Origin of the sequence: Streptomyces sp. NPDC001351 (assembly GCF_042896045.1) — a bacterium.
Lineage (GTDB): Bacteria > Actinomycetota > Actinomycetes > Streptomycetales > Streptomycetaceae > Streptomyces.
Window position 1 is genome coordinate 811,707 of sequence record NZ_JBIAWS010000004.1, and the last position, 26,941, is coordinate 838,647.

Sequence of the window (26,941 nt, forward strand, 5' to 3'; positions counted from 1 at the left end):
TGAAGAGGTTCTGGCGAGATGCCTGTCGGCAGCCGGGCCGGACCGGTGCCGTGTGGTCACCCCGCGGCGGCAGGACAACATGGCGGGTAGTGGCGCATTCCGTGACCGAGGCGCCCATGTCGTCCTCTCACCCACCTCCGTCGACGAGGTCCGCTCGCTGCTGCGCAGCCTCGCCGCGGACGACCGCGGGCCGGGCGCCGTCCGGGTGCAGCCCTGCAGCACAGGTCTCAACTGGGGCTTCGGCGCGGACCAGCCGGCCGACGACGGTGCCGTCCTGATGGAACTGCGGGGCCTTGCGGCCATCCGGGAACTCGACCTGGACAACGGCATCGCGGTCGTCGAACCCGGCGTCACCCAGGGCATGCTGGCCGAGCGGCTCGAGGGCAGCCCCTACCTGCTCAACGTCACCGCCTCGTCCTCCCACACCAGCGTCGTCGGCAACGCGCTGGACCGCGGTGTCGGCCTGCACCGGCAGCGCACCGAGGACGTCCTGGGGCTCGAAGTGGTCCTGGCCGACGGCAGGGTGGTGCACGTCGGCCGCTGGCCGGGACCCCGGGTCGCGCCGGCCCCCTACGCCCACCAGGTCGGTCCCGGCCTCGCGGAACTGTTCGTCCAGTCGGGCATGGGAGTGGTCACCGCGGCGGCCGTACGTCTGATGCCCCGCCCCGAGACCTTCCGCGTGGTGCGGCTGGCCTTCGCCGCCACCGACCTCCCGGCGGCGGCCCGGTTGCTGGCCGGGGTGCGGGCGGACCGGCTGGCGTCCGGAGTGATCAAGGTCTTCAGCTCGCAAGCGGCCGCCGCCTACGGCGGGACGTCCGACGCCGGCTACTTCGCCTACGTGCACATCGGCGGTGCCGCGCGCATGGTCGACTCGGCGGTCGACGTGCTCACCGAACGGGCGGCCCGGGCCAAGGTGTTCGCACCGCCCCGCGTCCACGGGCCCGGCGACCACGGGACGACGATCGCCGAACACGCCACCCTGCGTGCCTACGCCGGTGATCCGACCGCCAACGACGCCATGGTCGAGGACATCTTCCGGGTTCCCGTCCGGGAGACCGAACTCCGTGGGACGGCAGGCTGGCTGTTCTTCACCCCTGTTCTCCCGCTGAACGGCGCGGCGCTGGGCAGGGCGGCCGAGCTGCTGGCCACGGCGGCCCTGCAACTGGGCAGCGGGATGGTCGTCGGCCACACCTTCAACCTGATGCCCGGGGGTTGGGTCGACATGGTCGTGTCCATCCGCTTCCCCCGGGACACCGCCACCTCACGGCGTGCCCAGGCGCTCCTCGACGCACTGCACGACCGGTTCGCGGGGGCCGGTTTCCTGCCGTACCGCCTCGACATCGACCACGCGGACGCGGCTGCCAAGCTGCGCGACGAACCGGAGGTGGAGGAGCTGCTCGCCCGGCTCAAGGACCTCCTCGACCCCCACCACCTGATATCCGGGGGACGCTATGCAGCTCACCGATGACTTTCCCCGTCACCTCGTCGCCACCGCCGACCTGTCCACCGCCCATGTGAGGCGACTGCTCGCCGAGGCCGCACGGCTGCGCGAGACGCCCCCGAAGCACGCGCAGACCCTCCTCGACGGCGCGATCGTCGCCACCCTGTTCTTCCAGCCCAGCACCCGTACCCGGCTCGGTTTCGAGGCGGCCGCGCTCCGCCTGGGCGCGCGTGTGACGGGATTCGCCGACCCGAGCACTTCGCGTTCCGTCGACTACATCGGCGAGAGCCTGGAGGACACGGCCAGGGTCGTCTCCGAGCTCAGCGACGCCCTGGTGCTGCGGCACTACGTCACCGGCGCCGCCCGCAGGGCCGCACAGGCCGCCGTCTGCCCCGTCGTCAACGGTGGTGACGGCTCCAACGAGCACCCCACGCAGGCACTCAGCGACATCTGGACCATGACGCGCCGTCTGGGCGGTCTGGACGGAGCCGTGGTCGCCCTGGTCGGCGACCCCGGCACCAGGGTGCTGCGCTCACTGGTGCACCTGCTCGCGCGCCTTCCGGTGAAGCGGCTGCTGTTCCTGGTCCCGCCCGCGGCACCCCTGATCATGGCGGGCCTCGACGCGGTCATCCACACCACGCTGCCGGCCGACCTCGCGGCGGTCCTGGAGGAGTCCGGCACGCCGTACGAGTTCCGCTCCGACGTCACCGAGCTGCTCGCCGAGGCGGACGTCGTCGAGATGATGCCGATCGACGTCCCGTCCCTGGAGACCCAGCCGTCCGCGCTGAGTTCACACGTCTACGTGACCCCGGAGCCCTACCGGATCACCGCCGCCAAGATGCGCGCCGTCGGATCCAGGGCGCTGGTCCTGCACCCGGGGCCGCGCAAGGACGAACTGCACCCGGACGTGGACGGAACGCCGGGCGGCCTGTACTTCGAACAGGTCAGGGACTCCATGTACCTGCGGATGGCCGTACTCACACAGTTGGTGATGCGCAGGTGAGGACTTCGAGGACGGACATGACCGGACCGGCGTCGCCCCGAGCAGTCGCAGTCGCAGAACCGGAAGCAGCCGTGGACGACGAGACGATCGGCTTCGACGAGATCCTGCGCCGGGTGCGGGCTCTGGCGCCGCGTATCACCGCGCGCTCCGAGGAGATCGAGAACGCCCGCCGTCTGCCCCGCGACCTGGTGGAGGACCTTCGCCGATGCGGCGTCTTCCGGGCGACGATGCCCGCCGAGTGGGGCGGGCCCCAGCTGACGTCGATGGAGCAGATCACGCTCATCGAGGAGGTGTCGGCCGCCGACGCCGCCGTCGGATGGTGCGTCATGATCGGAATGGACTCGGGCATCTACGCCGGGCATCTGACTCCCGGTGCGGCCGCGGAACTCTACCCCCGCCTCGACCTCGTCACCGCGGGGTGGATCGCCCCGGCCGGAGTGGCCCACGAGACGGCCGGCGGCTACCTCGTGGACGGGCACTGGCGGTTCGGCAGCGGTTGCACCCACGCGGACGTCATCGCCGGTGGCTGCACCGTCCACCGCGACGGCGTACCGCTGCTGGACGAGGCCGGGAATCCGGTCACCAGGATCGTGCTGGCGCCTTCCGCCCGCTATGCCGTCGAGGACACCTGGCACACCACCGGCCTCGCGGGTACGGGCAGTTGCGACTACCGGGCCGAGCAGCTCTTCGTCCCCGCCGAGCACACCTTCTCCTTCGACGAGCCCCGCCGTGACGAACCGATGTACCGGCGCCCGGACACCGTCGTCAGGAAGATGCCGGGTGTCCCGCTCGGTCTGGCCCGCGCCGCCATCGACCACGTCCACGGCCTCGTCGACCGGCGATTCGAGGGACCCGGCGTGCCGTGGCGGTCGTCCCGCCACGTCCAGGCCGTCCTGGCCGAGTGCGAGATGCGGCTCACCGTGGCACGCTCCGCCGTCCACGCGACCGTCGAAGCCGTGTGGGAACGCCTCGTCGCCGGAGGCCGGCCGACGCAGAAGGAGCGCGCCGACGCCGCCCTGGCCCGGTACCACGCCTTCCGCAGCGCCCGCACCATCGCCCACACGCTCTACGACCTGGTGGGCGGCGACGCCACCCATCGTTCGAGGACGCCCCTGGACCGGGCGGTCCGCGACAGCACCACGGCGTGCCAGCACGTCGTGGGACAGCACCGCATCCTCGAATGGAGCGGCCAGCTCCTCCTCGGTGACGAACCAGGAGCCGCGTTCGTCTGAACCGCAGCCGACCTCCCGCGCCTCACGAACGAAGGAAACCCGTGTCCCAGGACCGCAGACTGGCAGCGATCGGGCACGTCCTGAACCCAGGCGTGCCACCCCTCGTCGAGCCCTTCCCCGAAACCCCCACGGCGTGGGCACAGGCCCATGCCCTGAGCTGGCCGGACCTCCCGGACCGGTACGTGGTACGGCTCATCGACGCCGGCGTCTGCGAACGCGAGGCCGTCCGCACCGAGTTCCGGGCCGCCCGGCTGCTCGGCGAGCAGGGCATCGGCCCGGCCGTCCGGAACGCCGACGCCGAGACGGGCGTCCTGGTGATGGACCGGGTGGACGGCCACCCGGTGCGCCCGGCCGCCCGGTGGCAGGCCTTGTCCGTGGCGGACCTGCTGGCACGGCTGCACTCCCTCGCGTGGGACGACCCCAGCCGGCTGTACGCCGACAAGCGCCGGGCCGCCAACGACACCGTGCTGCGGCTCACGGAACGGTTTCCCAGGCTCGCGCTCTTCGGTGAGGCACTGTGCGCGTTCGACGCGCTCCGCGGCGGTCTGCGCGGCCTCGCCGTGCCGCAGACCCTGTGCCACAACGACCTCAATCCGGGCAACATGCTCTTCGACGGCCGGCGCGGCTGGCTGATCGACTTCGATCACGTCGGCCTCGGCGATCCCCTTTTCGACGTGGCCACGGCCCTCGACTCGCTCGGCCTCCCGCCGAGGGCGGCCGACGCCTTCCTGGTGCGCTACTTCGGCCGTCCTCCCACCGAGGAGGAGACGGCCCGGCTCGAACTGCTGGGCTGCCTGGCCCTGTTGCGCTACGGCCTGAGCGGACTCTCCCTCGTCCCGGAGAAGCTTGTGCCCCACCTCGCCTCGTGGACGCCCGACGACGTCGGCAGGCCGTGGGTGTTCGAGCGGCCCCCGCACGAGCCTTTGGGACGATCCGTCTTCCGCCTCAGCCTGGGCTTCGCCACGGCCGGGCTCGCCCGGCTCCGCGCGGAACCGGCCGCCCGCGCCCTGCGGACGCTCGGCATCGGTACGGACGTCACGGCGCGGCGCGAGGCGGCACGGGTGGGGAGCGGCCATGCGCAGCGATGACCCGAAACTGCTGGCCCGGCACCTCGTACCCCTCGTCCGTCCTTCGGACGTCCTGCTCGCGGTCGGTCCCGCCTTCGACGGGCGTGATCCCTGGGCGCCGCCCCAGCTGCTGCTCATCGGCCCGGGGCAGCCGCCCGGGGGCGTCACGGCCACGGTCGGCGCCATGCGGTGGGGCACCTACAGCGTCGCCGGCGGCGACCCGGTCAGGCTGGGTTTCTGGACCAGCCAGGAGCTGTCCGCGATCGCCGAGACCGTCGATCACCTCGCCCTGGCCCTGCGGGTGCCCGCCGTACGGGCGCACTTCCCCCACCTCGACCTCGGGACCCGCAAGCTGCTGCACGATCTGCGCCGCGGGGACGTCCTGGCCGGCGCCTCGGAGGCCCGCGTCTGGCGGGAGCGGCTGGGGCTCGATCAGCTGCATCTGTACGTCGCCTCGATCCACCTGCGGCGCTTCGCCGCCCGGCGCCGTCAGGCCGAGAGCCTGCTCGAGAACGAGGACGTCGAGGACGCCGGGTGGATGCTGAGCGAATGCGGGGCCGAACTCCTCGCCGCCCTGCTCGCCACGGCCGGTGAGACCAACCCGAGGCGCCACTGGCATCCGCGGCTGCTCCGCCTGCACAAGGAGACCATCGGCGCGGACGACACGGCACGCGTCCTGCGCCTGCTGAGGCTGGGGCCGTGCGCGGCGGGCGGCGCCGACGCGATCCGGGCCGCCCTGCGGGAGGCGGACCGGATCCACGCCGGGGTCCTGCGTCGCTGCCCGTCGCTCCCGGACCCGTCCGCCCGCTCCGCCACCGTGGCCTGAATCCCGGATTCCGCAACCGGGCCGGGGCGCCGCCCCTGCCCTTCACCCCGTCGTGTGCCCCGTGCACCGCCCTCAAGGAGACGCCATGCCCGCCATCGAGTTCATCGGCTACAGCCGCGAGGAGGCCGTCGAACGGATGGAGCGTTACATTCCGCTCTTCGCCCACCTGGACTGGGCCGACGACTTCATCTTCCAGATCGAACCGGACAACAAGGTCATCGGTCTCAACCGCATCGAACAGCCGCTGGTGCGGGTGCGCTCGCGGTTCCCCGAACGCATCGAGATCACCCGGGACATCCTCCGCGACCACGAGGACGTCGAGAGTTTCGTCATCGACTTCCGAGCCCGCCGTGTGCAGGACTGACCAGGAAACGGAAGGAGACGACCGATGCTGATCTGCGGCGTCAAGACGACGCACGACGGGGGCGTCGCCCTCGTGGAGGACGGCCGCCTCGTCTTCTCCACGGAGATGGAGAAGCTCGGCAACAACCAGCGCTACGCGAAGATCAAGGACTTCTCCACGGTCTTCGAGCTGCTGGCGGAACACGGCTACCGGCCCGAGGACATCGACCACTTCGTCCTGGACGGCTGGTACAAGACCCACAAGATCCAGTCATGGCACGGCCAGGAGTTCGAGGCGGTCCTCGCCCCCTACCGGCGCGGCCTGCTCGACGACGATCTGCTGCGCGCCTACCCGAACTCCGTCCAGGACCTGCCGTACCTGAGCTTCACCCACTACGCCGGCCATGTCGCGTCCGGCTACTGCGCCAGTCCGTTCGCCCGCGCGGGACAGGGCTCCTACGTCCTCGCCTGGGACGGCTGGATGTTCCCCTTCCTCTACCACGTGGACGGACAGAGCCGGAAGGTGACCGGCTGCGGCCCGCTCATGCCGGTGATCGGCGACTCCTACCTGCAACTGGGACAGCTCTTCCCGCCGTTCGACGAACCGATCGAGTACCCGCACATCCTCGGTCTCGCGGGCAAGATCATGGCCTACATCGCCCTGGGGGAGGTCAGGCCGGAAGCCGTCGAGCACATCGACCGGACCATCGACGCAGCCTTCCACGAGGTGCTGGGCGACCGGCCGGACGACGACCGGTTCTACCAGGTGGGCAACGGCGTGGAGATCCTGAGGAGGATCAAGAAGAACGTGGCCCTGCCCGGGGTGGAGCCGGCGGACATGCTCGCCTCCCTCCACCACGCCCTGAGCCGGAGGCTGGTCGACGGTGTCCGGGAGAAGGTGGCCGCGGCGGACCTCCCCGACCGCAACCTCGTGGTCGTCGGCGGCTGCGGACTCAACATCAAGTGGAACAGCGCCCTGCGGGACAGCGGAGTCTTCGACACCGTGTGGGTGCCGCCCTTCCCCAACGACTCCGGCAGCGCCATCGGAACCGCCTGCGCCGCCATGCTCACCCGGACCGAACGGATCGCGCTCGACTGGGACGTGTACTCGGGGCCGGCCCTGAAGGACTCCACCCCGCTGCCCGGCTGGCGCGAGGAGACCTGCGACCTGCGTGACCTCGCCCGGCTGATGCACGAGAACGACGAACCGGTGGTCTTTCTCAACGGACGGGCCGAGATCGGTCCGAGGGCGCTGGGCAACCGCAGCATCCTCGCCCCCGCCGGCTCGGAGAAGATGAAGGACCTGCTGAACGAGGTCAAGGACCGCGAGTTCTACCGGCCCGTCGCCCCGATCTGCCTGGAGGAGTTCGCCCCTGAGATCTTCTCCCCGGGAACCCCGGACCCGTACATGCTGTTCGACCACGCGGTGCGCGACTCCTGGAAGCACCGGGTCCCGGCGGTGTGCCACCTCGACGGCACCGCCCGCCTGCAGACCGTGAGCCGCTCCGAGAACGAGGCCGTCCACGACCTCCTCACGCACTACCAGGAGCTGAGCGGAATCCCGCTGCTGTGCAACACCAGCGCGAACCTCAAGGGCTGCGGATTCTTCCCCGACGTCCGTTCGGCCATGGAATGGGGCCGTGTCCGCCTCATCTGGTCCGACGGACGACTCTTCACGCGTGCCGACTGACGGCCCGGCAAGGACGAACACATGACGAGTCTGATCGCCACCATGGGCCCTGCCCTTCTCGCCCCGCAGACCCTGCACGACGCGGTCGCCCGGGGAGTGTCGGCCCTCCGCTTCTCGGCGTCGAAGTTCTCGGCGGACGAACTGGCCGCACAGGCGAGGCGGGCGGCCGAGACCGGGGCCGCGCTCGGCCGGCCCCTCGACCTGCTCCTCGACCTTCCGGGCGCCAAGACCCGGCTGACCAACGAGGACTGGTTCCCGCTGGCCGGCGTGGAACGCCTGCGCGTCCTGTTCGGTCCCGCACCGGCCCGGCGGGACCTGCCCGTCCCGGAGATCGGTACGACCGGCATGGCGATCGCGCCGTACATCGAGCCCGGTGACGTCCTGGTGCTGGGCGACGGGGAGAACGCGCTGCGCGTCGAGTCCTGCACCGCCGACGGCTGCCTGACCCGCCCGCTCACCGAAGGGGACGTGGGACGGCAGAAGGGCATCAGTCTGCACGGCAAACCCCAGGCGTACCAGGCGCTGGGCGAGGCCGAGACCACCGCGCTGAAGGGCCTCACCGACAGCGTCTTCTCCGGGGTCATCGTCTCCTTCGTGGAGGGCCCGGACGTGGTGGAGGAGGTGCGCTCCCTGGTCGGAGAGGCACCGGCCGACGGCCGTCCGGCCCCCGCGGTCGTCGCGAAGATCGAGACCCGGGCCGGCGCCGAGCGGGCCGCCGAGGTGGCGCGCGCGGCGGACGGTGTGCTGCTGGGGCGCGGCGATCTGCTGCTCGACGTGGGCGAACTGGACTTCTACGACCTCGGCAAGAAGGTCATGAAGGAGACCCAGAAGGCCGGGCGTCCGATCATCGTCGGCACCCAGCTCATCCCGAGCCTGTCCGACGGCTGGCTGCCCAACCGGTCCGAACTGGCCTACCTCTCGCACCTGGTCGAGAAGGAGGTGGACGGTCTGCTGCTGGCGACCGAGACCACGGTGGGCAGCGCGCCGCTGCGCACCGTCGAACTCGTCACCGCCCTGATCGAGCGGTACGGGTCGGGCGCCGCGCCGGCACCGCTCTTCCCGAGCCGTATTCCCCAGTGAGCAGGAAGGCCCCATGTCCAGAATCGTCGTCACCCTCGGTCCCGCCACCCAGGACCCCCTGATCCTCGAACAGGTCGTCAAGGCGGGGGCGGACTCCTTCCGGTTCCCGGCGTCGAAGGCGTCGGTCGCCTCCCTGGCCGAGCTGGCGGCCGACGTGTCCTCGGTCGCCGCCGGCCTCGGCCGGGCCCCCGACCTGCTGCTCGACCTGCCGGGCGCCAAGACCCGCTTCACCAACGACGACCAGTTCTCCCTGAAGGGGATCTCGCGGGTACGGGTGCATTTCGCACCCGTGCCCTCCGACGTCCACCGAGAGGTGCCCGTCCTCGGGCTCACCGGAGCGGACATCTCCGGGCGGGTCGGCCCCGGGGACATCCTCCTCATCGGCGACGGCGAGGACGCCCTCCGGGTGGAGCGGGTCGAAGCGGACCACTGCGTCACCATCCCCCTGACCGACGGGTTCCTCGGCAAACGCCGGGGGGTGGCCCTGCCGGGCAGGAGCGTCCCGGCGTCCGGGCTCACCGACAAGGACCGGGCCGCGCTGGCGACGCTCCCCGGATCGGTCTTCAGCGCTGTGATCATCTCCTTCGTCGAGTCGGCGGACGGCGTGCGCGAGGCCCGGGACATCATGGCGGCCTCCGCCGCCGGCCACGACGTCCCGCCGTTGATCGCCAAGGTGGAGACGCGAGCCGGGGCGGCCGCCGTGCGGGAGATCGCCGAGTGCGCCGACGCGGTCCTGCTGGGCCGGGGGGACCTGCTGCTCGACTCCGGCCCGCTCGAGTTCTCCGACCTCTGCGAGAGCGTACGTACGGGCACGGCCGAGGCGGGGTGTCCCCTCATCGTCGGCACCCAGCTGCTGACCAGCCTGTCCGCCGGCTGGCTGCCGCACCGGTCCGAACTCGCCTACGTCAGCGAGCTGCTGAGGTCGGGTACGGCCGGACTGATGCTCGCCGACGAGACGGCCGCCGGGACGGCCCCGGTGCGCACCGTCGAGCTGCTGCGCGACCTGCGTGAGCGGTACACCGGAGCCGGCGACGTCCCGCCGCTCTTCCCCGCCCGCGCGGCCGCCGCGCACGCTCGGGGAGAGTGACCGTGGGCCGCCACATCCGACTGCCCCGGGTGGCCCCGCACCTGGCCGCCGCGGCCATGTCCGCGCAGCGTGACCCGTACGGCGCCCGCGGCCTGCTGGCATGCGCCGCGAGCGGCGGTCCGGGACCCGACCGCGACGTGATCGTCGCCGGCTGGGTCTTCTCCCACGACTTCCGGCAGACGCTTCTCGTCGACCACCCACGGTTCGGCTGGCTGAGCCCGGGCGGACGCCTGGAGGAGGGGGAGTCACCGCCGGACGGCGCCCGCCGCGAGGTGGCGGAGGAGACCGGAACCGACCCGCGCCCGCTGCGGCCCGATCCGGTGGCGGTGCTCGGCAACCGGGAGCGCCCCGAACGGGTCTACGGGCTGGCCTACGCCTTCGTGGCCGACCCCGCGGCACCCCTGGCCCCGGAGATCGGACAGCCCGCGGCCTGGTTCGCCATCGCGGACATGCCGCCCTGCCCGATGTTCCCACTCGACCACGAGGTCCTGGCGGCAACGGCCCGCGACCTCGCCCGTGAGCTGCGCGAGTCCCCCCGGGGCGCCTGAGCGCCGCAGACGATCGACGGCCCCTTGCTGCCCCGCGGAGCGCTCAGGCTCTGCCGGGGCGATCCCATCCGAGATCCACGCTGGAGAAGACGAGACGACATGGACAGACCGCCCGTGCCCGGCATTCTCATAGAGGGTCACGAGTACAGCGGCAAGAGCACGTTGGCACGAGGCGTCGCGGACGTCCTGCGGCGCCGCGGACTGACGGTGCGCTCCTCGCACGGAACCCTGACCCGGGACCCGCTCGTGCGGTCGCTGCTGGACGAGGCGCTGACGGTCTTCGAAGGCGCCGAGCACCACGAGTTCCGCCACCCGAGGACCTGGCGTCGTTTCAACAGCCGGCGCTCGGCGCAACTGGTCCTGGACACCGAGCTGTTCGGGGAGCTGGGACCCGGCCCAGGCGAGATCCTCGTACAGGACCGCTACTGGCTTCCGCAGTACGCCTTCAACCAGTACTTCACGCCCGCCGAGGGCTATCTCAGCGAGGCATGGATCGCCTCCCGCGTGCCGAGGTTCACCGTGCAGGTCTATCTGACCTGCGACGCCGAGACCCGGCGCCGTCGGGCCGCGACACGCGACGGCGCCCGTGCCAAGCACCCGCTCAACGCGTTCCTGCGGCGGCACCTCGACGAAGTCGCCGGTCTCGACCGGTTCACCGCCGGGCTCGTCGAGGGCAGTCCCCACTGGCTGGTGCTGCGGTCCGACCGGCTCTCGCCGCAGGAGCTGACCGACGCGGTCGTGCGGCGGTTCGACGCCCGTCCGGCCGCCCGCCCCGCGGAGCCGGTGGCGGCCGGGGCCGGGGCGGATCGGCGGTCGACGGGGTGAGGTCGCCGCTGACCGGGCCGAGCGGCGACGACGACCGCACGGACCGCTGGTGCATCATCGGGGCCGGCCCCGCCGGCCTGGCCACCGCGAAGAACTTCCGCGACGCGGGCCTGCCCTTCGAGATCGTGGAGCGCCAGGCCGGCCTGGGCGGGATCTGGCGCTACGGCGAACCGGGCGGCGTGGTGTACCGGTCCACCTGCATGATCTCCTCCAAGCGGCTCAGCGCCTTCCGTGGATTCCCGATGCCGGCGGCCGCGCAGGACTTCCTGGGGCACCGTGAGGCGCTCGCCTATCTCACCGACTACGCGCACGCCAACGGCCTGCCGGAGCACATCCGTCACGGACTCGCGGTGAGCCGGGTCCAGCGGGCGGGCGAGGCCTGGTCGGTGACGTTCGAGGACGGCCGCACCTGCCTCTACCGGGGTGTCGTCGTCGCGTCCGGACACCACTGGGACCCGAAGCCGGCCCGGTTTCCCGGCCACTTCGACGGCCGGGTCCTGCACTCCAGCGAGTACCGGACCCCCGGCGTGCTCCAGGGCAAACGCGTGCTGATCGTCGGAACCGGAAACTCCGGGACCGACATAGCGGTGGAGTCGTCACGGGTCGCCGCCCGCACCCTGAACTCGGTCCGGCAGGGCTGCCACTACCTGCCCAAGTACTTCCTGGGGCGGCCGATGGACGAGGTCATGGAGTGGTTCGTACGCGTCCGGGCCCCGCGCTTCGTCCACCGGTGGATCCGGCGGATCGCGATCTGGTGCGTCTTCGGCAACCCCTCCAGATTCGGGCTGCCACGGCCGTCCGGGCGCATCATGGACGGCCGGCTCATCCTCAACTCGGAACTGGTGCACCACGTCGCCCACGGGTCCGTCGTGTCCAAGCCCGACGTGGCGGAACTCCGCGGTGACCGGGTCCGCTTCACGGACGGCTCCGAGGAGAAGGTCGACGTCATCGTCCACGCCACGGGCTTCAACGCCTCCCTGCCCTTCCTGTCGCCCGACGACCTGCCCCTGAGGGGTTCCGGCCGGTATCCGGACCTGGCCCTGCACCTCTTCCACCCCGTTCACGACGGCCTCTTCGTCGTCGGCATGATCCAGCCCGACAGCGGTGCCTGGTGGCTCTTCGACGACCAGGCCGCCACGGTGGCCGCCTACATCGCTGCCACACAGGAGGGCGGGGCCGCCGCCGAGCGCGCCCGCGGCCTGGTGGCCGGCCACGCGGCCCGCCGCTACCAACCGCCGGGAACGCCCGGCCCCCACGCGTCACTGCGGGTCGAACACGCCCGTTACGCCAGGGTTCTGCGACGGCTGCGCCGGGACCTGGTCTCAGCCGCCGGGAAAGCCCGAGGAGAGAAGGCCCGAGGAGCACGATGAACAGTTCGCGCCAGACGACGCTGAGGGGCGTGCTCCTCGAAGGGCTCAACTTCGCCGGCAAGACGACGACGGCGGCCCGGCTCACCACACTGCTGCGGGCCCGCGGCACCGAGGTCCACTCGCGCCACTGCCACGTCTGCGACACCGACGGCACGCAGGCCCTTCAGTCGCGGGCGAAGTCGTCCGTCGGCGAAAGCGCCGGCCGCCCCTTTCCCGATCCGGACCTGCTTCGCCCGTTCAACGTCATGAAGTCCGCCCAGATGGTCATCGACAGCGAACTCGCCACGGACTCCGTCTACGCGGCGGGGGCGGCCGGCCCGGCCCTCGTACAGGACCGGCACTGGTTCACGCAGTACTGCAACAACCAGTACTTCAACCCCGGCGAGGGCTACCTCAGCGACGCATGGGTGGCCACCTGCGCGCCGCGGTTCACCGTCCAGGCGTACCTGACCTGCTCCCCGGCCGAACGGGAACGCCGGGCCGGCCGGCGAAACGGCGATGCCCACGGGCTGAACTCCTATCTGCGGGCCAACCCGGAAGGCCTCGCGGCGCTCGACGCGTTCTGCATCGAGCGGATCGCGGACGACCCGTCCTGGATCGTTCTGACCACCGACGAGCTCTCCCAGGACGAGATCGCCGCACTGCTCCTCGGCCTCTTCCACGCACGGGACGACACGGCCGGATGATCTCCCAGGGCGCGCCACGACACGGCCCACCCGGTGGATCGCTCGTGCTGGCCGGCAGGACCGTCTCCCGCCTCGGCCTGGGCACGATGGGGCTGACCGGCCCGGGCAACTGGGGAGAGCCCCCGAACCCCGCCGCAGCCGTCCGGCTCCTGCGCACGGCCGTCGGCGAGCACGGCGTGACGCACATCGACACCGCCGACGCGTACGGCCCCCACACCGTCGAAGAGCTGATCCGCCGGGCCCTGCACCCGTACGGGGACGAACTGCTCGTGGCCACGAAGGTCGGACTGGTCCGTCCCGGCCCCGGCGTGTACGAGCCACTGGGCCGTCCGGCATACCTGCGCCATGCCGTCGAGGCGTCATTGCGCCGACTGGGGTGCGAGCGCCTGTCCCTGTGCTACCTGCACCGGCTGGACGCAGCAGTGCCTCTCCCCGACCAGCTGGGCACCCTCACCGACCTGCGGGACGAGGGGAAGATCGCCGGCATCGGTCTGTCCCGCGTCACGGTCGACGAGATCGACGGGGCACGCGTTCTCACCCCGATCGCCGCGGTCCAGAACCCGATGAACCCCGCGCGGAGCCACGATCCGGCCCTGGACCACTGTCGCAGCCTGGGCATCCCCTACGTCGCCTACCGCCCGCTGGGCAAGGGCCGGCTCGTCGGCGGGGGACCGGCCCCCGTCCTCGGCCGGCTGCTGAACCTCGGCCCCCATGTCGCCGTCATCCCCGGCACGACCCGTGTCGACCACCTCCGGCAGCTGGTGGAGGCCGCACAGGTGGCCGGTCACCACGCCTGACGGCCGGCCGGGTCCCCAACTCCCCGAAACGGAAAGGGATCTGTCGGTTATCTGTTCATCCGCCCCCTCCCCGCCGCTTTCAGTGCTTCATTCGATGTCGTGACGACCACAGCGAAACCGGAGAAGGACAGGGCGCCCGCCGCCGCCGAGGACGCCAAGAACGCCAAGAACGCCAAGTACGCGAAGTACGAAGAGGCGAGACGGGCGGCGGAGGCGGCGAAGGCCGAGCGGCTTCCCGCCGGGGAGACCTGGCGGGCCCTGTACCGCTACTTCCGGCCGCACCGCGGCGCCATCGCCCTGGGCGGCCTTCTCACGCTGCTGGGCTCGGTGTCCGGCCTCCTGCAGCCACTGGCGGCCAAGGCGCTCGTGGACCGGCTGGGCGGCGACGGCTCCATCGCCGGGATGCTGCTCCTGCTCACCGCACTGGTGCTGCTCGGCTCCGCGATGCAGTCCGTGGGCGCCTACGTGCTGGAGCGCACCGCCGAGTCCGTCGTGCTCGCGGCCCGGCGCACCCTGGTCGGGCGGCTGCTGCGGCTGCGCCTCGCGGAGGTGGAGCGCGCGCAGCCGGGTGACCTGATGTCCCGGATCACTTCGGACACCACCCTGCTGAAGGCGGTGACGACCCAGGCGGTGGTCTCCGCCTTCACCGGCGGTCTGACCTTCGTCGCGACCATCGTGCTGATGGGCGTGATGGATCTGGTACTGCTCGGCGTCACGCTCGGCGTCATCGTGCTCGTCGGTATCGCCATGGGCCTGGTCATGCCGAAGATCTCGCAGGCCACGGAACGCTCCCAGGAGGCGGTCGGCGTCATGTCGACCGCGCTGGAGCGGGCCTTCGGCGCCTATCGCACCGTCAAGGCGTCGGGCGCGGAGGCGCGCGAGACGGCGCTGCTCGACGAGGCGGCCCGGGAGGCCTGGCGCAACGGTGTGAAGTCGGCCAAGTGGCAGGCGCTGACGTGGAGTTCGATCGGGCTCTCGGTGCAGGTCTCGTTCCTTGCGGTGCTCGGCATCGGCGGGGCGCGGGTCGCCTCGGGCGCGATCCCCGTCTCCACGCTGGTGGCCTTTCTGCTGTTCCTCTTCTACCTGTTCGACCCGATCGGCAGGCTCGTCGAGGCGGCCCAGCAGTACCAGGTCGGGGCGGCGGCGGTCGCCCGCATCACCCGGGCCGAGCAGCTGGAGACCGAGGACACCGACGGCGCCGGCGAGGGGGAGCCGACCGGACGCCCGGGCCCGGCCCCCGCGACGGTGGCCTTCGAGGACGTGACCTTCCGCTACGGCGCGGACCTGCCCCCCGTCCACCACGGCGTGACCTTCGAGGTGCCCGGACCCGGCATGACGGCCTTCGTGGGGCCCTCGGGGGCGGGCAAGACCACGGTGTTCGGCCTGATCGAGCGGTTCTACGAGGCCGGCGGCGGCCGTGTCCTCGTGGACGGCCGGGACGTGCGCGAGTGGCCGCTGGCCGAACTGCGCGCCGCCATCGGATACGTGGAGCAGGACGCACCCGTGCTGTCGGGCACCCTGCGCGAGAACCTCCTCTTCGCGGCGCCGGACGCCACCGAGGAGGAGCTGCGCGAGGTCGTCGTCCGCGCACGGCTCGAGCCTCTGGTGGCAGGGCTGCCGGAGGGGCTGGAGACCCTCGTCGGTCACCGCGGCTCGAAGCTGTCCGGCGGGGAGCGGCAGCGCGTGGCGATCGCCCGGGCACTGCTGCGCAGGCCCCGGCTGCTGCTGCTCGACGAGGCGACCTCGCAGCTGGACGCCGTGAACGAACTGGCCCTGCGTGACGTGGTCGCCGAGGTGTCCCGGGACGTGACGGTCCTGGTGGTGGCGCACCGCCTGTCGACGGTGACCATGGCCGACCGCATCGTGGTGATGGACGCGGGCCGGGTCCGGGCGGTGGGCACCCACGCGGAACTCGTCGCCGCCGACCCGCTGTACGGGGAACTGGCCGCGACCCAGTTCCTGGCCACGGCGTCCGCCGAGACCTCGTCGGCACTTCGGTAGGGACGGCGGGCAAAGGAAAAGGGCGGATGAAAATCCGCCCTGACCTGCTAAAACGCAGAAAAAAACCAGTGCCCCCAACGGGATTCGAACCCGTGCTACCGCCTTGAAAGGGCGGCGTCCTAGGCCGCTAGACGATGAGGGCTATCGGCCCGCCTGGGCGCCTCTCGGCGCGTCGGGGACGTGAGAAGCATATGGGATGGCGGGAGGTATCGCCAAAACGGTTTACGGGGTGGAGCTGGAAGGTGCTGAAGGGGCGGGAGTGGAAGGGGCGGCTCCCGGTTTGTTCTCGTCCGGGAGGTGGCGGGTGACCTCCGCCGTCGTCTCGCCCAGGCCGCCCAGTTGGATCGAGTCCCAGGCCTGCAGCCGGCGGGTGCCGCGGTCGAAGTAGAGGATCGAGGCCTCGATCGGGGCCGGGTACTTGTGCTCCAGGGCGCGCAGGCCGCTGCCGCCCGTGGAGCCCTCCATGCGCAGCCGGGTGCCGCGCGGGAGGATCTCGTCGCCCTCGTGGTGCAGGTGCCCGCACAGGACCAGCGGCACCTCGCCGTCGACCTCGCGCGCCGCCGACGGCTCGTGGACCATGGCCACGTCCACCGGGGTGTGCGCGTTCTTCTGGTCGCTCAGGGCCGTCGCCAGGCGGTCCCCGGCCAGCTGCTCCGACTCGTCGGCGCCGATCACCTTCGAGCGGTCGGGGGTGAACTGCGGATCGCCCATGCCCGCGAAGCGCAGGCCCCCGATCGTCTCCGCCTGGCCGCCGTCCAGCACGTGGACGTTCTTCATGCCCTGCAGATAGTGCTGGGTGATCTTCGAGTCGTGGTTGCCGCGGACCCAGACGTACGGCGCTCCCAGGTCCGCGATCGGGTCGAGGAAGCCGTTCTCCGGCGCCGAGCCGTGGTCCATCGTGTCGCCGGTGTCGACGATCACGTTCACCTTGTACTGGTGCACCAGCGACGCGATGATCTTCCAGCTCGCGGGGTTGAGATGGATGTCCGAGACGTGCAGGACACGGATGGTGGACGGGTCCGGCTGGTAGGCGGGGAGCGTGGACGTGACGTCGTAGAGCTTCGTCACGTTGGTCACCAGACGGGCCAGCTCCTTCTGGTAGACGTCGAATTCGGTGACGATGTTGCGGGCGTTGCCGACCAGCGAGGGCGCGGAGGAGAGCAGACCCGAGTACTTCGGTTCGAGGACGGAGTCGGGGTTCCAGGTCGCGTACACCGAGGCTCCGCAGGCCACGAGGAGGGCCAGGGCCGTGCCGCCGGCGGCGAGGGCGCGGCCGGGGCGGCGGTAGACCGCGAGGCCGAGGGCCGTGGCTCCGGACACGACGGCGACGCAGGAGCGCAGGGCCACGTCGAGGGTGCCGTGCTCGACGTCGTGGGCGACCTCGTCCTGGAGGCCGGCGAGGCGTTCGGGGTGGTCCACCAGGGCCTGGGCGCGGACGGGGTCGAGCTGGTCGACGTTCACGTCCAGGCGGAGCGGCGCATGGTGGCTGTTCAGCTCCAGGGCGCCGAGCGGCGAGACGTTGATCTTCGTGCCGCCGCTGAAGGACGGGCGCAGGGTCATCGTCGTGTCCATGGGCCCGACCGGCACGCGTACGTTCCCGACGATCAGCAGCCCCAGCCAGGCACCGAGCAGGACCACGGCGGCCAGGCCCAGGGCCCTGGGCCAGGGGTGCGGCTGCCGGACCAGCTCGAGGGTCGGGTGGGGATGCCGTGCGCGGTAGTGGCGGGCGAGGGTGCGCGGGGACGTGCGTACCCGGTTCAGTACGGTGGCGGCGATGGCGGTGACGCGGGCCATTGGTCCCATATGCCCAAGTGTCGGCGTGGATATGCGAGTGGATCCGTGACTCTCGTACGGACGGGCCGTGGCCGACAATGGGCCTGTGCTGGAGATGACGCGCGAGGAGTTCGAGGAACTGGTCGCCGAGGCGCTCGACCGGATCCCGCCGGAGCTGACGCGACTGATGGACAACGTCGCGGTGTTCGTCGAGGACGAGCCGCCGGCGGACGATCCCGAGCTGCTCGGGCTCTACGAGGGGACTCCGCTGACGGACCGGGGTGAGTGGTACGCCGGGGTGCTGCCGGACCGCATCACCGTCTACCGGGGTCCGACGCTCAGGATGTGCCGGTCGCGGGAGGACGTCGTCGCGGAGACCGAGGTGACCGTCGTGCACGAGATCGCCCACCACTTCGGGATCGACGACGCGCGGCTGCACGCCCTGGGATACGGATGACCGGGGCGCGTGTCCTCTTGTGGGCGGCGGGAGTTGGGCAGGTTGACTCCTTCCCCCGCCTCGGAGGTGGCTTTCCGTGCGCCGCTTGTACGTACCCGTCCGTCTGGCCGCCACGGTCATGGCCGTCGCCGCTGCCGCCGGCTGCATGAGCGTGGGGGAGGACGGGGGAGGCGGCGCGAAGCCGTCGCACTCCGCGGGGCGGCGCGGCGGTGAGGCGCCCGACGGCGGGACGGGCGTGTCCGGCAGGGGGTTCGGGGCGGGCACGGCCGACGGCAAGCACAAGGGCGGCAAGCGGGAGAAGGAGAAGGACGGGGAATCGGCGTCCCCCTCGGCCTCGCCGTCCGCGGGGGACGGCCGGTCCGCCCCTCCGGCGGGCAAGCCCGGGAACGGGAAGAGCCAGCAGCCCGGGGCCCCCGCGCCGACCGTCGCGTCGCCGACCCCGACACACACGGAAGACCCGCAGCCGACGCCCAGCGAGCAGCCGACCCCCGCCTCGCCGGAGCCGACGGTCGCCGAGCCGTCGTCGTCGGCGCACGAGGAGACGTCGCCACAGCTGGCGGAGCGGGAGCCGGCGCCCACGGCGGGATCGCCCGCCTAGGGACGTGACGAGCGTCTCGCGGGCTCGGTTTGCCTTGGGGTGTGCAGGGTGCGTATGGTGGTAGATCGTTTGATCCCATTGCCCGGCGCCATTGCAGAGAGCGCCGCGTGGCGCGTTCTCTCCCTTGCCGTGGCTGACCGCATAGAGGCGGTCGTAATGCGAATTCACGGAGTTGACGGGCGCGTGCCGACGAGACTCCGGAAGGTTTCGCTTACGCATGTCCATTTCCAGTACTGATCACGTCGTCGTGCCCGAGAACGAGGGCACCGAGGACGCCGCCGAGGTCACCTTCGCGGACCTCGGCCTCCCCGAGGGCGTGGTGCGCAAGCTCGCCCAGAACGGCGTGACCACCCCCTTCCCGATCCAGGCCGCGACCATCCCGGACGCCCTGGCCGGCAAGGACATCCTCGGCCGTGGCCGCACCGGCTCCGGCAAGACCCTCTCCTTCGGTCTGCCGACCCTGGCGACGCTCGCCGGCGGCCGCACCGAGAAGCACAAGCCCCGCGCCGTCATCCTCACCCCGACCCGTGAGCTCGCCATGCAGGTGGCGGACGCCCTCCAGCCCTACGGCGACGTGCTCGGCCTGAAGATGAAGGTCGTCTGCGGCGGTACGTCGATGGGCAACCAGATCTACGCCCTGGAGCGCGGCGTCGACATCCTCGTCGCCACCCCGGGCCGGCTGCGCGACATCATCAACCGCGGCGCCTGCTCGCTGGAGGACGTGCAGATCGCCGTTCTCGACGAGGCCGACCAGATGTCCGACCTGGGCTTCCTGCCCGAGGTCACCGAGCTGCTCGACCAGGTCCCGGCCGGCGGTCAGCGGATGCTCTTCTCCGCGACCATGGAGAACGAGATCAAGACCCTCGTCGACCGGTACCTGAACAACCCGGTCAGCCACGAGGTGGACGCCGCCCAGGGCGCGGTGACGACCATGTCGCACCACATCCTGATCGTGAAGCCCAAGGACAAGGCGCCGGTCACGGCCGCGATCGCCTCCCGCAAGGGCCGCACCATCATCTTCGTCCGTACGCAGCTCGGTGCCGACCGTGTCGCCGAGCAGCTGCGCGAGGCGGGCGTGAAGGCCGACGCGCTGCACGGCGGCATGACGCAGGGCGCCCGCACCCGGACGCTGGCCGACTTCAAGGACGGGTACGTCAACTGCCTGGTGGCGACCGACGTGGCCGCCCGTGGCATCCACGTCGACGGCATCGACCTCGTGCTGAACGTCGACCCGGCCGGTGACCACAAGGACTACCTGCACCGCGCCGGCCGTACCGCCCGCGCGGGCCGCACCGGCACGGTCGTCTCCCTGTCCCTGCCGCACCAGCGCCGCCAGATCTTCCGCCTGATGGAGGACGCGGGCGTCGACGCCGGGCGTCACCTCATCAACTCCGGTACCGCCTTCGAGCCCGAGGTGGCCGAGATCACCGGCGCCCGTTCGATGACCGAGGTCCAGGCCGAGTCCGCGGGCAACGCGGCGCAGCAGGCCGAGCGCGAGGTCGCGCACCTCACCAAGCAGCTGGAGCGGGCGCAGCGGCGCGCGAGCGAGCTGCGCGAGGAGGCCGACCGCCTGGTCGCCCGCGTCGCCCGCGAGCGCGGCGAGGACCCCGAGGCCGCGGTGGCCCTGGCGCAGGCCGAGGCGGCCGTCGAGGTGGCCGAGGTGTCGGTGCCCGAGCAGCCCGCGGCGCAGGACGCCGACAAGGCGGAGGCCCCGTCGTACGAGCGTCGTGAGCGCCGGGACAACGACCGGGGCGGGTTCCGCCGTGACGACCGTGGTGGCCGTTCCTTCGAGCGCCGGGACAACGACCGCGGTGACCGGGGCGGGTTCAACCGGGACCGCGACCGTGGTTTCGAGCGTCGGGACAACGACCGGGGCGGGTTCCGCCGTGACGACCGTCGGGACGACCGTGGTGGCCGTTCCTTCGAGCGCCGTGACGACCGTGGTGGCCGTGGTTTCGAGCGCCGGGACAACGACCGGGGCGGGTTCCGCCGTGACGACCGTCGGGACGACCGTGGTGGCCGTTCCTTCGAGCGCCGTGACGACCGTGGTGGCCGTGGCTTCGAGCGCCGGGACAACGACCGCGGTGGGTTCCGCCGTGACGACCGTCCGGCCGGCCGCTCCTTCGAGCGCCGGGACGAGCGCGGCGGTCACCGTGGCAGCGACCGCCCGTTCAACCGCGACCGCCAGGGCGACCGCCCGGGCTTCCGCTCCGGTGGCCACGAGCGCCCCTACGGCCGCCGTGACGACCACCGCGGCACCGGCGGCGGCTCCTCCTTCGGCCGTCGCGACGACAAGCCGCGCTGGAAGCGCAACGGCTGACGCCGAGTGAGCTGAGCGACTGAGCTGAGCTGAGGGCCCGTACGACTTCGGTCGTACGGGCCCTTTGCGTGTCACGTCGCATGTCCCGGACGCCGGAGGTCCGCGCAAAGGTCTCCGGCGGCCGGGGAGCGGCGTACGAGACGGTCTTCGGCGTCGGCGGGAGCGCCGGTGACCGGAAGAACGAGCTGGTCGTACGGGGCATCGCAGGGTGCCTTCACCGCAACGGCGGCAGGGGCAATGGTTCCTGCAGCGAGCGGGCGCGGAACAGGGGCGCCGGGCAGGCCTTCAGGGGCATTTTTTGGCCATGCTGTGATGCATGTCACGACTCCGCCCAGGGAATCGCTGGGGGCATGACAGATGACGCCATAGCGAGCGGGAAGTCGGGCCTCTCCGACGAAGAACGGCTTGCCCAGCTCGGCTACACGCAGGTTCTCGCCCGCCGCATGTCGGCGTTCTCCAACTACGCGGTCTCCTTCACGATCATCTCGGTCCTGTCCGGCTGCCTGACCCTCTACCTCTTCGGCATGAACACGGGCGGCCCGGCCGTGATCACCTGGGGCTGGGTGGCCGTCGGCCTGATGACGCTCTTCGTCGGCCTGTCGATGGCCGAGATCTGTTCGGCCTACCCGACCTCCGCGGGCCTGTACTTCTGGGCCCACCGCCTCGCACCGCCCCGGTCCGCGGCCGCCTGGGCGTGGTTCACGGGCTGGTTCAACGTGCTGGGCCAGGTGGCCGTGACGGCGGGCATCGACTTCGGCGCCGCGTCCTTCCTGGGCGCGTACCTGAACCTGCAGTTCGACTTCAAGGTCACACCGGGTCGTACGGTCCTGCTCTTCGCGGCGATCCTCCTGCTGCACGGCCTCCTGAACACCTTCGGCGTGAAGATCGTCGCCCTGCTCAACGACATCAGCGTGTGGTGGCACGTACTCGGCGTCGGCGTCATCGTCGGCGCGCTGGCCTTCGTACCCGACCATCACCAGTCCGCCTCCTTCGTGTTCACGAAGTTCGTGAACAACACGGGCTGGGGCAGCGGTGTGTACGTGGTGCTCCTGGGCCTGCTGATGGCGCAGTACACCTTCACCGGCTACGACGCCTCCGCCCATATGACGGAGGAGACGCACGACGCGTCGACAGCGGGCCCGAAGGGCATCGTCCAGTCCATCTGGACGTCCTGGATAGCCGGCTTCGTGCTGCTGCTGGGCTTCACCTTCGCCATCCAGTCGTACGACAAGGAGCTCGCGTCCCCGACCGGCGCGCCGCCGGCCCAGATCCTGCTGGACGCGCTGGGCGCCACCGCGGGCAAGCTGCTGCTCCTGGTCGTCATCGGCGCCCAGCTGTTCTGCGGCATGGCCTCGGTGACGGCCAACAGCCGCATGATCTACGCCTTCTCGCGCGACGGCGCCCTGCCCTTCTCGCGCGTGTGGCACACGGTGAGCCCGCGGACCCGGACACCCGTGGCCGCCGTATGGCTGGCGGTGGCCGGAGCGCTGGTCCTCGGCCTGCCGTATCTGATCAATGTGACGGCGTACGCGGCGGTGACGTCGATCGCCGTGATCGGCCTGTACATCGCGTACGTCATCCCGACGCTGCTGCGCGTGCTCAAGGGCGACGACTTCGCGCGGGGGCCGTGGCACCTGGGCCGCTGGTCCCGCCCCATCGGCATCGTCTCGGTGGTCTGGGTGTGCGTCATCACGATCCTCTTCATGCTGCCCCAGGTCTCGCCGGTCACCTGGGAGAGCTTCAACTACGCCCCGGTCGCCGTCCTGGTCGTCCTCGGCTTCGCGGCGGCGTGGTGGGGCGCGTCGGCCCGGCACTGGTTCCTCAACCCCGGCCACGAACGCACGCTCGCCCGCGAGGCGGCCCGTGCGGCGGCCTCCGGGAGTGCTCCCGCGGGCGCCCCCGAAAAGGTCGATCCCTGACACTCCGGCCGGATCTTCACCTCGGGCACGGCCGTGTCTCCGATACCCGATCGGAGACACGGCCGTGTCCGGCTATGCTCGGGGAGGCAACATCGCCAGGGGCCCTTAGCTCAATTGGCAGAGCAGTGGACTTTTAATCCATTGGTTGTGGGTTCGAGTCCCACAGGGCCTACCGGTGGTGGGGGAGGGAAACAGCCTCTTACCTGCTATGCAGCGCCTGAGTCGGCTTCGGTCGGGTCGGGCGCTGCGGCGTTTGCGGGGTTCTGCGCGAGCGATGCGTGAGCGGATGTCCGGAGTGCCCGCCCGTCGATGCCCGCGCAACAGCTGAATGGGAAGGGCGCCATGCGTCCGTGGAGCCCGTTCCGCACTCGGAGTTGACGACGACTTCCTCGACCGTGTCCGGGCCGGGAGTGCGCCGGGACTCGGTCGGGTGCAGGCTTGTAGAGGAGTCCTGCGGCGAGGTCGAACCGCGGCAGAGCCGAAGCGGTCGCGGTGGCACGGGACCACGGGGCGGTGCGCAGGTGAGTGCGCCGACAGCCGAGCGGTCCCCCCACTTGAGCCGGGTGACCCGGTGCGTCGGGCCTTGGCAAAGGAGGCGTACCGGTGAACCGTTACCCGCCGATAGCCGACCACGGCATGGTCGGTGATCTTCAGACCGCCGCTCTGGTGTCCTCCGGGGGCTCGATCGACTGGTGGTGCACGCCGCGCTTCGACGCGCCCAGCGTTTTCGCCTCCCTGCTCGACAGCGAGCGGGGAGGTTACTGCCGACTCGCCGCGGATCTTCCCGGAGAGGACGAGGTCACGGTCCGGCAGCTTTATCTGTCGGACACCGCGATCCTGGTCACCCGGTTCATGGCCTCCGGCGGAGTGGGCGAGGTGGCCGACTTCATGGAGCCGCTTCCCGCCTCCGCGCCCACCGATCGGCACCGCCTGGTAAGGCTTGTACGGGTGGTGCGGGGCAGGCTGCCCTTCACGCTCGTCTGCCGGCCCCGATTCGACTACGGCCGTGCCTCGCACACCCTGGAGCGTACGGACAGCAGCTCGGCGGTCTTCCACGGTCCCGACCTGGATCTGCACCTGCAGGCAAGCCATCCCGTCGTGTTCCACGACGACGCCGGTGACATCACCGCCCGCTTCACCCTGGAGGCCGGCGACGTCGCCGCCGTCGTACTCACCAGCGCCTCACGCGGTGGCGCCGCTCCACCCCCGCCGTCCCCGGACTCCTTCCGTGCCGAGTTCGACTCCTGCCGGGCTTTCTGGCTGGACTGGCTGCGCTCCTCCACCTACCGGGGTCGCTGGCGGGACATGGTCAACCGCGCGGCGATCACTCTCAAACTGCTCACCTACGCCCCGACCGGGGCGCCCATCGCAGCGGCCACCGCGGGCCTGCCGGAGCAGATCGGTGGTGAGCGCAACTGGGACTACCGCTACACCTGGATCCGTGATGCCTCGCTGTCCGTCCGCACGCTGATCGATCTCGGATTCACCGAGGAGGCGCTGGCCTTCCGCCGCTGGCTGCGCGGCCGCATCGAGGCCGGCGGCACGGCCTCGGGCGAGCGACTGCAGATCATGTACCGCGTCGACGGCGACCCCCGGATCCCCGAGGAGATCCTCGATCACCTGGAGGGTTACCGGGCCTCGGCACCGGTGCGGATCGGCAATGGGGCAGCCGAACAGATCCAGCTGGACATCTACGGTGAAGCCGTTGACGCCCTGGTTCCAGGAGGTGACTTCGGGAGCCTGGGAGGGTGGCGCGCCTTCGCGTCCATGCTGGACTGGCTCGCCGACTCCTGGGACCGGCCCGACGAGGGCATCTGGGAGACCCGCGGTGGCCGCAAGGATTTCACCTACAGCCGGCTGATGACCTGGGTCGCCTTCGAACGGGGTGTCCGGATCGCCACCGAGCACTCCCGGCCGGCCGACACGGCCCGGTGGGCGCAGGCCCGCGACACCGTGTTCGACCAGATCGTCGAACGTGGCTGGAGCCCGAAGCGGGAGGCGTTCGTCCAGCACTACGACTCCGAGGTACTGGACGCATCGCTCCTGCTCATGCCCCGGGTCGGGTTCCTCTCCCCGCAGGATCCGGCCTGGGTGAGCACGCTGGAGGCCATGGACCAGGAGTTGGTCAGCGACAGCCTCGTCTACCGCTACAACCCCGAAGCCTCCCCGGACGGACTGCTCGGCTCCGAGGGCACGTTCAACCTGTGCAGCTTCCTCTACGTCGAAGCACTCGCCCGGGCAGGGCGGCTGACCCAGGCCCGCTATGCGTTCGACAAGATGCTCACCTACGCCAACCACGTCGGCCTCTTCGCCGAGGAGATCGGCCCCTCCGGCGAACAGTTGGGCAACTTCCCCCAGGCGTTCACCCACCTCGCCCTGGTCACCGCCGCCATGGCACTGGACGAACAACTCGACCGAGCGGCGGTCCCGGGAACACCGGCGTGGCACCGATGACCGGAGCCGCCCCCGCCCCTTCCGCCGACATGCGGCGAGGAGTGCTCCTCCCGCTCGCGCTCGCCCAGTTCATCTGCAGCTTCGCCGGCTCGAACATGAACGTGATGATCAACGACATCAGCAAGGATCTCGATACGACCGTGCAGGGCGTCCAGATCGCGATCACGATCTTCCTGCTGGTCATGGCGGCGCTGATGATCCCCGGCGGCAAAGTGACCGACCGCTACGGCCGCAAACGCTGCTTCGTGGCCGGGCTCGTCGTCTACGGCATCGGTGCCCTGCTCAGCGCAGTCTCCCCGGGCCTGGGCGTCCTCATCCTCGGTAACTCCCTCCTCGAAGGCGTCGGCACCGCCCTGCTCATCCCGCCCGTCTACATCCTCACCACACTTCTGTTCACCGACCTGACCTCACGCGCCCGCGCGTTCGGCGCCATCATGGCGCTCGGCGGCATCGGCGCCGCCGCCGGACCCCTGATCGGCGGCCTCATCACCTCCGGACTCAGCTGGCGAGCAGCCTTCGTCTTCCAAGCCCTGGTGATCGCCGCCATCATCCTGCTCAGCCGCCGCATCGACGACCCCCTGCCACCGGACCCCGACCGCCCCTTCGACACCCAGGGCGCGGTGCTGTCCGCCGTCGGCCTCATCCTCCTCGTCATGGGCATCCTGGCCGCCGACAACAACCTCTGGCTGATGACCGGCCTGCTCCTGGCCGGCGCGCTCTTCCTGACCTGGTTCCTCCGGTCGGCACGCGCCAAGGAACGGGCCGGTGAGGAGCCACTGCTGTCACCGTCCCTGTTCCGCAATCGCACCTCCAACCTCGGCCTGATCACCCAGAACATCCAGTGGCTCGTGCTGATGGGCACGTCCTTCGTGGTGGCGGCCTACCTGCAGGTCGTACGCGGCTACGACGCGATCCAGACTGGCGTCATCTTCACCTTCGCCACCCTCGGCCTGCTCGCCTCGTCCCTGGCCGCCGAACGCCTGGCCGAGCGGCGCGCACAACGCACCCTCGTCATGGCGGGCTTCACCCTCACCACCGTCGGCATCGTCGTCCTGCTCGCCCTGGTCTCCGGTTCCCCGGGCCCCTGGGCGTTCGCGCCCGGACTCCTCCTGATCGGACTCGGACTCGGCGTGATGCTGACGCCCTCCGTCAACATCGTCCAGTCCAGCTTTCCCGAACAGCAGCAGGGCGAGATCTCCGGCCTGTCCCGCAGCGTCTCCAACCTCGGATCCTCACTCGGCACGGCCATCGCCGGAACCATCCTCGTGGCCGGCCTCACCAAGGGCGCCTACGCCGCCGCAATGATCACCATCGCGTTCTTCTGCCTCCTCGGCCTCATCGCGGCAGCCCTGCTCCCCCGAAACCCCACAGGCACCGGTCCGGCCGCTTAGGGCCCATCACGGAGGAGCCGGGCGCCGAGTCGTT

Annotated in this window: 22 protein-coding genes and 2 tRNA genes; 22 read left to right on the forward strand and 2 right to left on the reverse strand. The window is 71.1% G+C overall.

Features of this window, described 5'->3' with window-relative positions; genetic code table 11:
- Positions 1-79: 79 nt before the first annotated feature.
- From ACFY1U_RS18650 to ACFY1U_RS18720, 15 genes are all read left to right on the forward strand, one after another.
- A complete protein-coding gene (locus ACFY1U_RS18650; protein WP_390695165.1) occupies positions 80-1,468 on the forward strand; it encodes an FAD-binding oxidoreductase in 1,389 nt (462 codons plus the stop codon).
- The gene (locus ACFY1U_RS18655) at positions 1,452-2,444 is read left to right on the forward strand and encodes an aspartate carbamoyltransferase (RefSeq protein WP_390695166.1); all 993 of its coding nucleotides are present in this window, start codon (positions 1,452-1,454) and stop codon (positions 2,442-2,444) included. The genes ACFY1U_RS18650 and ACFY1U_RS18655 overlap by 17 nt, the downstream gene beginning before the upstream one ends.
- Positions 2,445-2,515: 71 nt before the next feature.
- Positions 2,516-3,676 carry an acyl-CoA dehydrogenase family protein gene (locus ACFY1U_RS18660; RefSeq protein WP_390695167.1) on the forward strand — a complete coding sequence of 387 codons (1,161 nt, stop codon included), beginning with the start codon at positions 2,516-2,518 and terminating at the stop codon, positions 3,674-3,676.
- 41 nt (positions 3,677-3,717) lie between these two features.
- Positions 3,718-4,764: a phosphotransferase gene (locus ACFY1U_RS18665; RefSeq protein WP_390695168.1), complete on the forward strand. Its 1,047-nt coding sequence runs from the start codon at positions 3,718-3,720 to the stop codon at positions 4,762-4,764.
- Positions 4,751-5,569 (forward strand): hypothetical protein, encoded by an 819-nt coding sequence (locus ACFY1U_RS18670; protein WP_390695169.1) that lies wholly within the window; start codon positions 4,751-4,753, stop codon positions 5,567-5,569. Before ACFY1U_RS18665 ends, ACFY1U_RS18670 begins: the two co-directional genes overlap by 14 nt.
- Positions 5,570-5,654: 85 nt before the next feature.
- Positions 5,655-5,933, forward strand: coding sequence for a hypothetical protein (locus ACFY1U_RS18675; protein ID WP_390695170.1), 279 nt, complete (start codon positions 5,655-5,657; stop codon positions 5,931-5,933).
- Between the two features lie 24 nt (positions 5,934-5,957).
- Positions 5,958-7,601, forward strand: coding sequence for a carbamoyltransferase N-terminal domain-containing protein (locus ACFY1U_RS18680; protein WP_390695171.1), 1,644 nt, complete (start codon positions 5,958-5,960; stop codon positions 7,599-7,601).
- Positions 7,602-7,622: 21 nt separating this feature from the next.
- The gene (locus tag ACFY1U_RS18685; RefSeq protein ID WP_390695172.1) at positions 7,623-8,681 is read left to right on the forward strand and encodes a pyruvate kinase; all 1,059 of its coding nucleotides are present in this window, start codon (positions 7,623-7,625) and stop codon (positions 8,679-8,681) included.
- 13 nt (positions 8,682-8,694) lie between these two features.
- Positions 8,695-9,768, forward strand: a complete 1,074-nt coding sequence (locus ACFY1U_RS18690; protein ID WP_390695173.1) for a pyruvate kinase — start codon at positions 8,695-8,697, stop codon at positions 9,766-9,768.
- Between the two features lie 2 nt (positions 9,769-9,770).
- Entirely contained in the window at positions 9,771-10,316 is a 546-nt protein-coding gene (locus ACFY1U_RS18695) for an NUDIX hydrolase (protein WP_390695174.1), read from the forward strand.
- Positions 10,317-10,415: 99 nt separating this feature from the next.
- The gene (locus tag ACFY1U_RS18700; RefSeq protein ID WP_390695175.1) at positions 10,416-11,141 is read left to right on the forward strand and encodes a hypothetical protein; all 726 of its coding nucleotides are present in this window, start codon (positions 10,416-10,418) and stop codon (positions 11,139-11,141) included.
- Positions 11,138-12,511, forward strand: coding sequence for a flavin-containing monooxygenase (locus ACFY1U_RS18705; protein ID WP_390695176.1), 1,374 nt, complete (start codon positions 11,138-11,140; stop codon positions 12,509-12,511). The genes ACFY1U_RS18700 and ACFY1U_RS18705 overlap by 4 nt, the downstream gene beginning before the upstream one ends.
- The gene (locus tag ACFY1U_RS18710) at positions 12,508-13,197 is read left to right on the forward strand and encodes a hypothetical protein (protein ID WP_390695177.1); all 690 of its coding nucleotides are present in this window, start codon (positions 12,508-12,510) and stop codon (positions 13,195-13,197) included. The genes ACFY1U_RS18705 and ACFY1U_RS18710 overlap by 4 nt, the downstream gene beginning before the upstream one ends.
- A gap of 44 nt (positions 13,198-13,241) precedes the next feature.
- Positions 13,242-13,994 carry an aldo/keto reductase gene (locus tag ACFY1U_RS18715; protein WP_390695178.1) on the forward strand — a complete coding sequence of 251 codons (753 nt, stop codon included), beginning with the start codon at positions 13,242-13,244 and terminating at the stop codon, positions 13,992-13,994.
- A 258-nt stretch (positions 13,995-14,252) separates the two neighbouring features.
- A complete protein-coding gene (locus ACFY1U_RS18720) occupies positions 14,253-15,995 on the forward strand; it encodes an ABC transporter ATP-binding protein (protein WP_390695230.1) in 1,743 nt (580 codons plus the stop codon).
- 69 nt (positions 15,996-16,064) lie between these two features.
- Here the strand turns inward: ACFY1U_RS18720 and ACFY1U_RS18725 are convergent.
- Positions 16,065-16,137: transfer RNA gene (locus ACFY1U_RS18725), tRNA-Glu, on the reverse strand.
- 80 nt (positions 16,138-16,217) lie between these two features.
- Positions 16,218-17,789 (reverse strand): metallophosphoesterase, encoded by a 1,572-nt coding sequence (locus ACFY1U_RS18730; RefSeq protein ID WP_390695231.1) that lies wholly within the window; start codon positions 17,787-17,789, stop codon positions 16,218-16,220.
- An 85-nt stretch (positions 17,790-17,874) separates the two neighbouring features.
- On the opposite strand from ACFY1U_RS18730, the gene ACFY1U_RS18735 reads away from it, so the two are divergent.
- From ACFY1U_RS18735 to ACFY1U_RS18765, 7 genes are all read left to right on the forward strand, one after another.
- On the forward strand, positions 17,875-18,225 hold the full coding sequence (locus ACFY1U_RS18735) for a metallopeptidase family protein (protein ID WP_344403389.1): 351 nt from the start codon (positions 17,875-17,877) through the stop codon (positions 18,223-18,225).
- Between the two features lie 76 nt (positions 18,226-18,301).
- Entirely contained in the window at positions 18,302-18,823 is a 522-nt protein-coding gene (locus ACFY1U_RS18740; RefSeq protein WP_390695179.1) for a hypothetical protein, read from the forward strand.
- Between the two features lie 217 nt (positions 18,824-19,040).
- Positions 19,041-21,143, forward strand: a complete 2,103-nt coding sequence (locus ACFY1U_RS18745) for a DEAD/DEAH box helicase (protein WP_390695180.1) — start codon at positions 19,041-19,043, stop codon at positions 21,141-21,143.
- Between the two features lie 350 nt (positions 21,144-21,493).
- Positions 21,494-23,062, forward strand: a complete 1,569-nt coding sequence (locus tag ACFY1U_RS18750) for an amino acid permease (protein ID WP_390695181.1) — start codon at positions 21,494-21,496, stop codon at positions 23,060-23,062.
- Between the two features lie 99 nt (positions 23,063-23,161).
- Positions 23,162-23,234, forward strand: a tRNA-Lys gene (locus ACFY1U_RS18755).
- Positions 23,235-23,665: 431 nt separating this feature from the next.
- Positions 23,666-25,516, forward strand: coding sequence for a glycoside hydrolase family 15 protein (locus tag ACFY1U_RS18760; protein WP_390695182.1), 1,851 nt, complete (start codon positions 23,666-23,668; stop codon positions 25,514-25,516).
- A complete protein-coding gene (locus ACFY1U_RS18765; protein WP_390695232.1) occupies positions 25,513-26,907 on the forward strand; it encodes an MFS transporter in 1,395 nt (464 codons plus the stop codon). Before ACFY1U_RS18760 ends, ACFY1U_RS18765 begins: the two co-directional genes overlap by 4 nt.
- Positions 26,908-26,941 lie beyond the last annotated feature (34 nt).

Excerpts from the sequence above, each read along its gene's own strand:
- ACFY1U_RS18670 (WP_390695169.1), top strand. The coding sequence starts at position 4,751 with ATGCGCAGCGATGACCCGAAACTGCTGGCCCGGCACCTCGTACCCCTC.
- ACFY1U_RS18680 (WP_390695171.1), top strand. The coding sequence starts at position 5,958 with ATGCTGATCTGCGGCGTCAAGACGACGCACGACGGGGGCGTCGCCCTC.
- ACFY1U_RS18690 (WP_390695173.1), top strand. The coding sequence starts at position 8,695 with ATGTCCAGAATCGTCGTCACCCTCGGTCCCGCCACCCAGGACCCCCTG.
- ACFY1U_RS18750 (WP_390695181.1), top strand. The coding sequence starts at position 21,494 with ATGACAGATGACGCCATAGCGAGCGGGAAGTCGGGCCTCTCCGACGAA.
- ACFY1U_RS18745 (WP_390695180.1), top strand. The coding sequence starts at position 19,041 with ATGTCCATTTCCAGTACTGATCACGTCGTCGTGCCCGAGAACGAGGGC.
- ACFY1U_RS18655 (WP_390695166.1), top strand. The coding sequence starts at position 1,452 with ATGCAGCTCACCGATGACTTTCCCCGTCACCTCGTCGCCACCGCCGAC.
- ACFY1U_RS18710 (WP_390695177.1), top strand. The coding sequence starts at position 12,508 with ATGAACAGTTCGCGCCAGACGACGCTGAGGGGCGTGCTCCTCGAAGGG.
- ACFY1U_RS18650 (WP_390695165.1), top strand. The coding sequence starts at position 80 with ATGGCGGGTAGTGGCGCATTCCGTGACCGAGGCGCCCATGTCGTCCTC.
- ACFY1U_RS18675 (WP_390695170.1), top strand. The coding sequence starts at position 5,655 with ATGCCCGCCATCGAGTTCATCGGCTACAGCCGCGAGGAGGCCGTCGAA.
- ACFY1U_RS18730 (WP_390695231.1), bottom strand. The coding sequence starts at position 17,789 with ATGGCCCGCGTCACCGCCATCGCCGCCACCGTACTGAACCGGGTACGC.
- ACFY1U_RS18685 (WP_390695172.1), top strand. The coding sequence starts at position 7,623 with ATGACGAGTCTGATCGCCACCATGGGCCCTGCCCTTCTCGCCCCGCAG.
- ACFY1U_RS18765 (WP_390695232.1), top strand. The coding sequence starts at position 25,513 with ATGACCGGAGCCGCCCCCGCCCCTTCCGCCGACATGCGGCGAGGAGTG.
- ACFY1U_RS18700 (WP_390695175.1), top strand. The coding sequence starts at position 10,416 with ATGGACAGACCGCCCGTGCCCGGCATTCTCATAGAGGGTCACGAGTAC.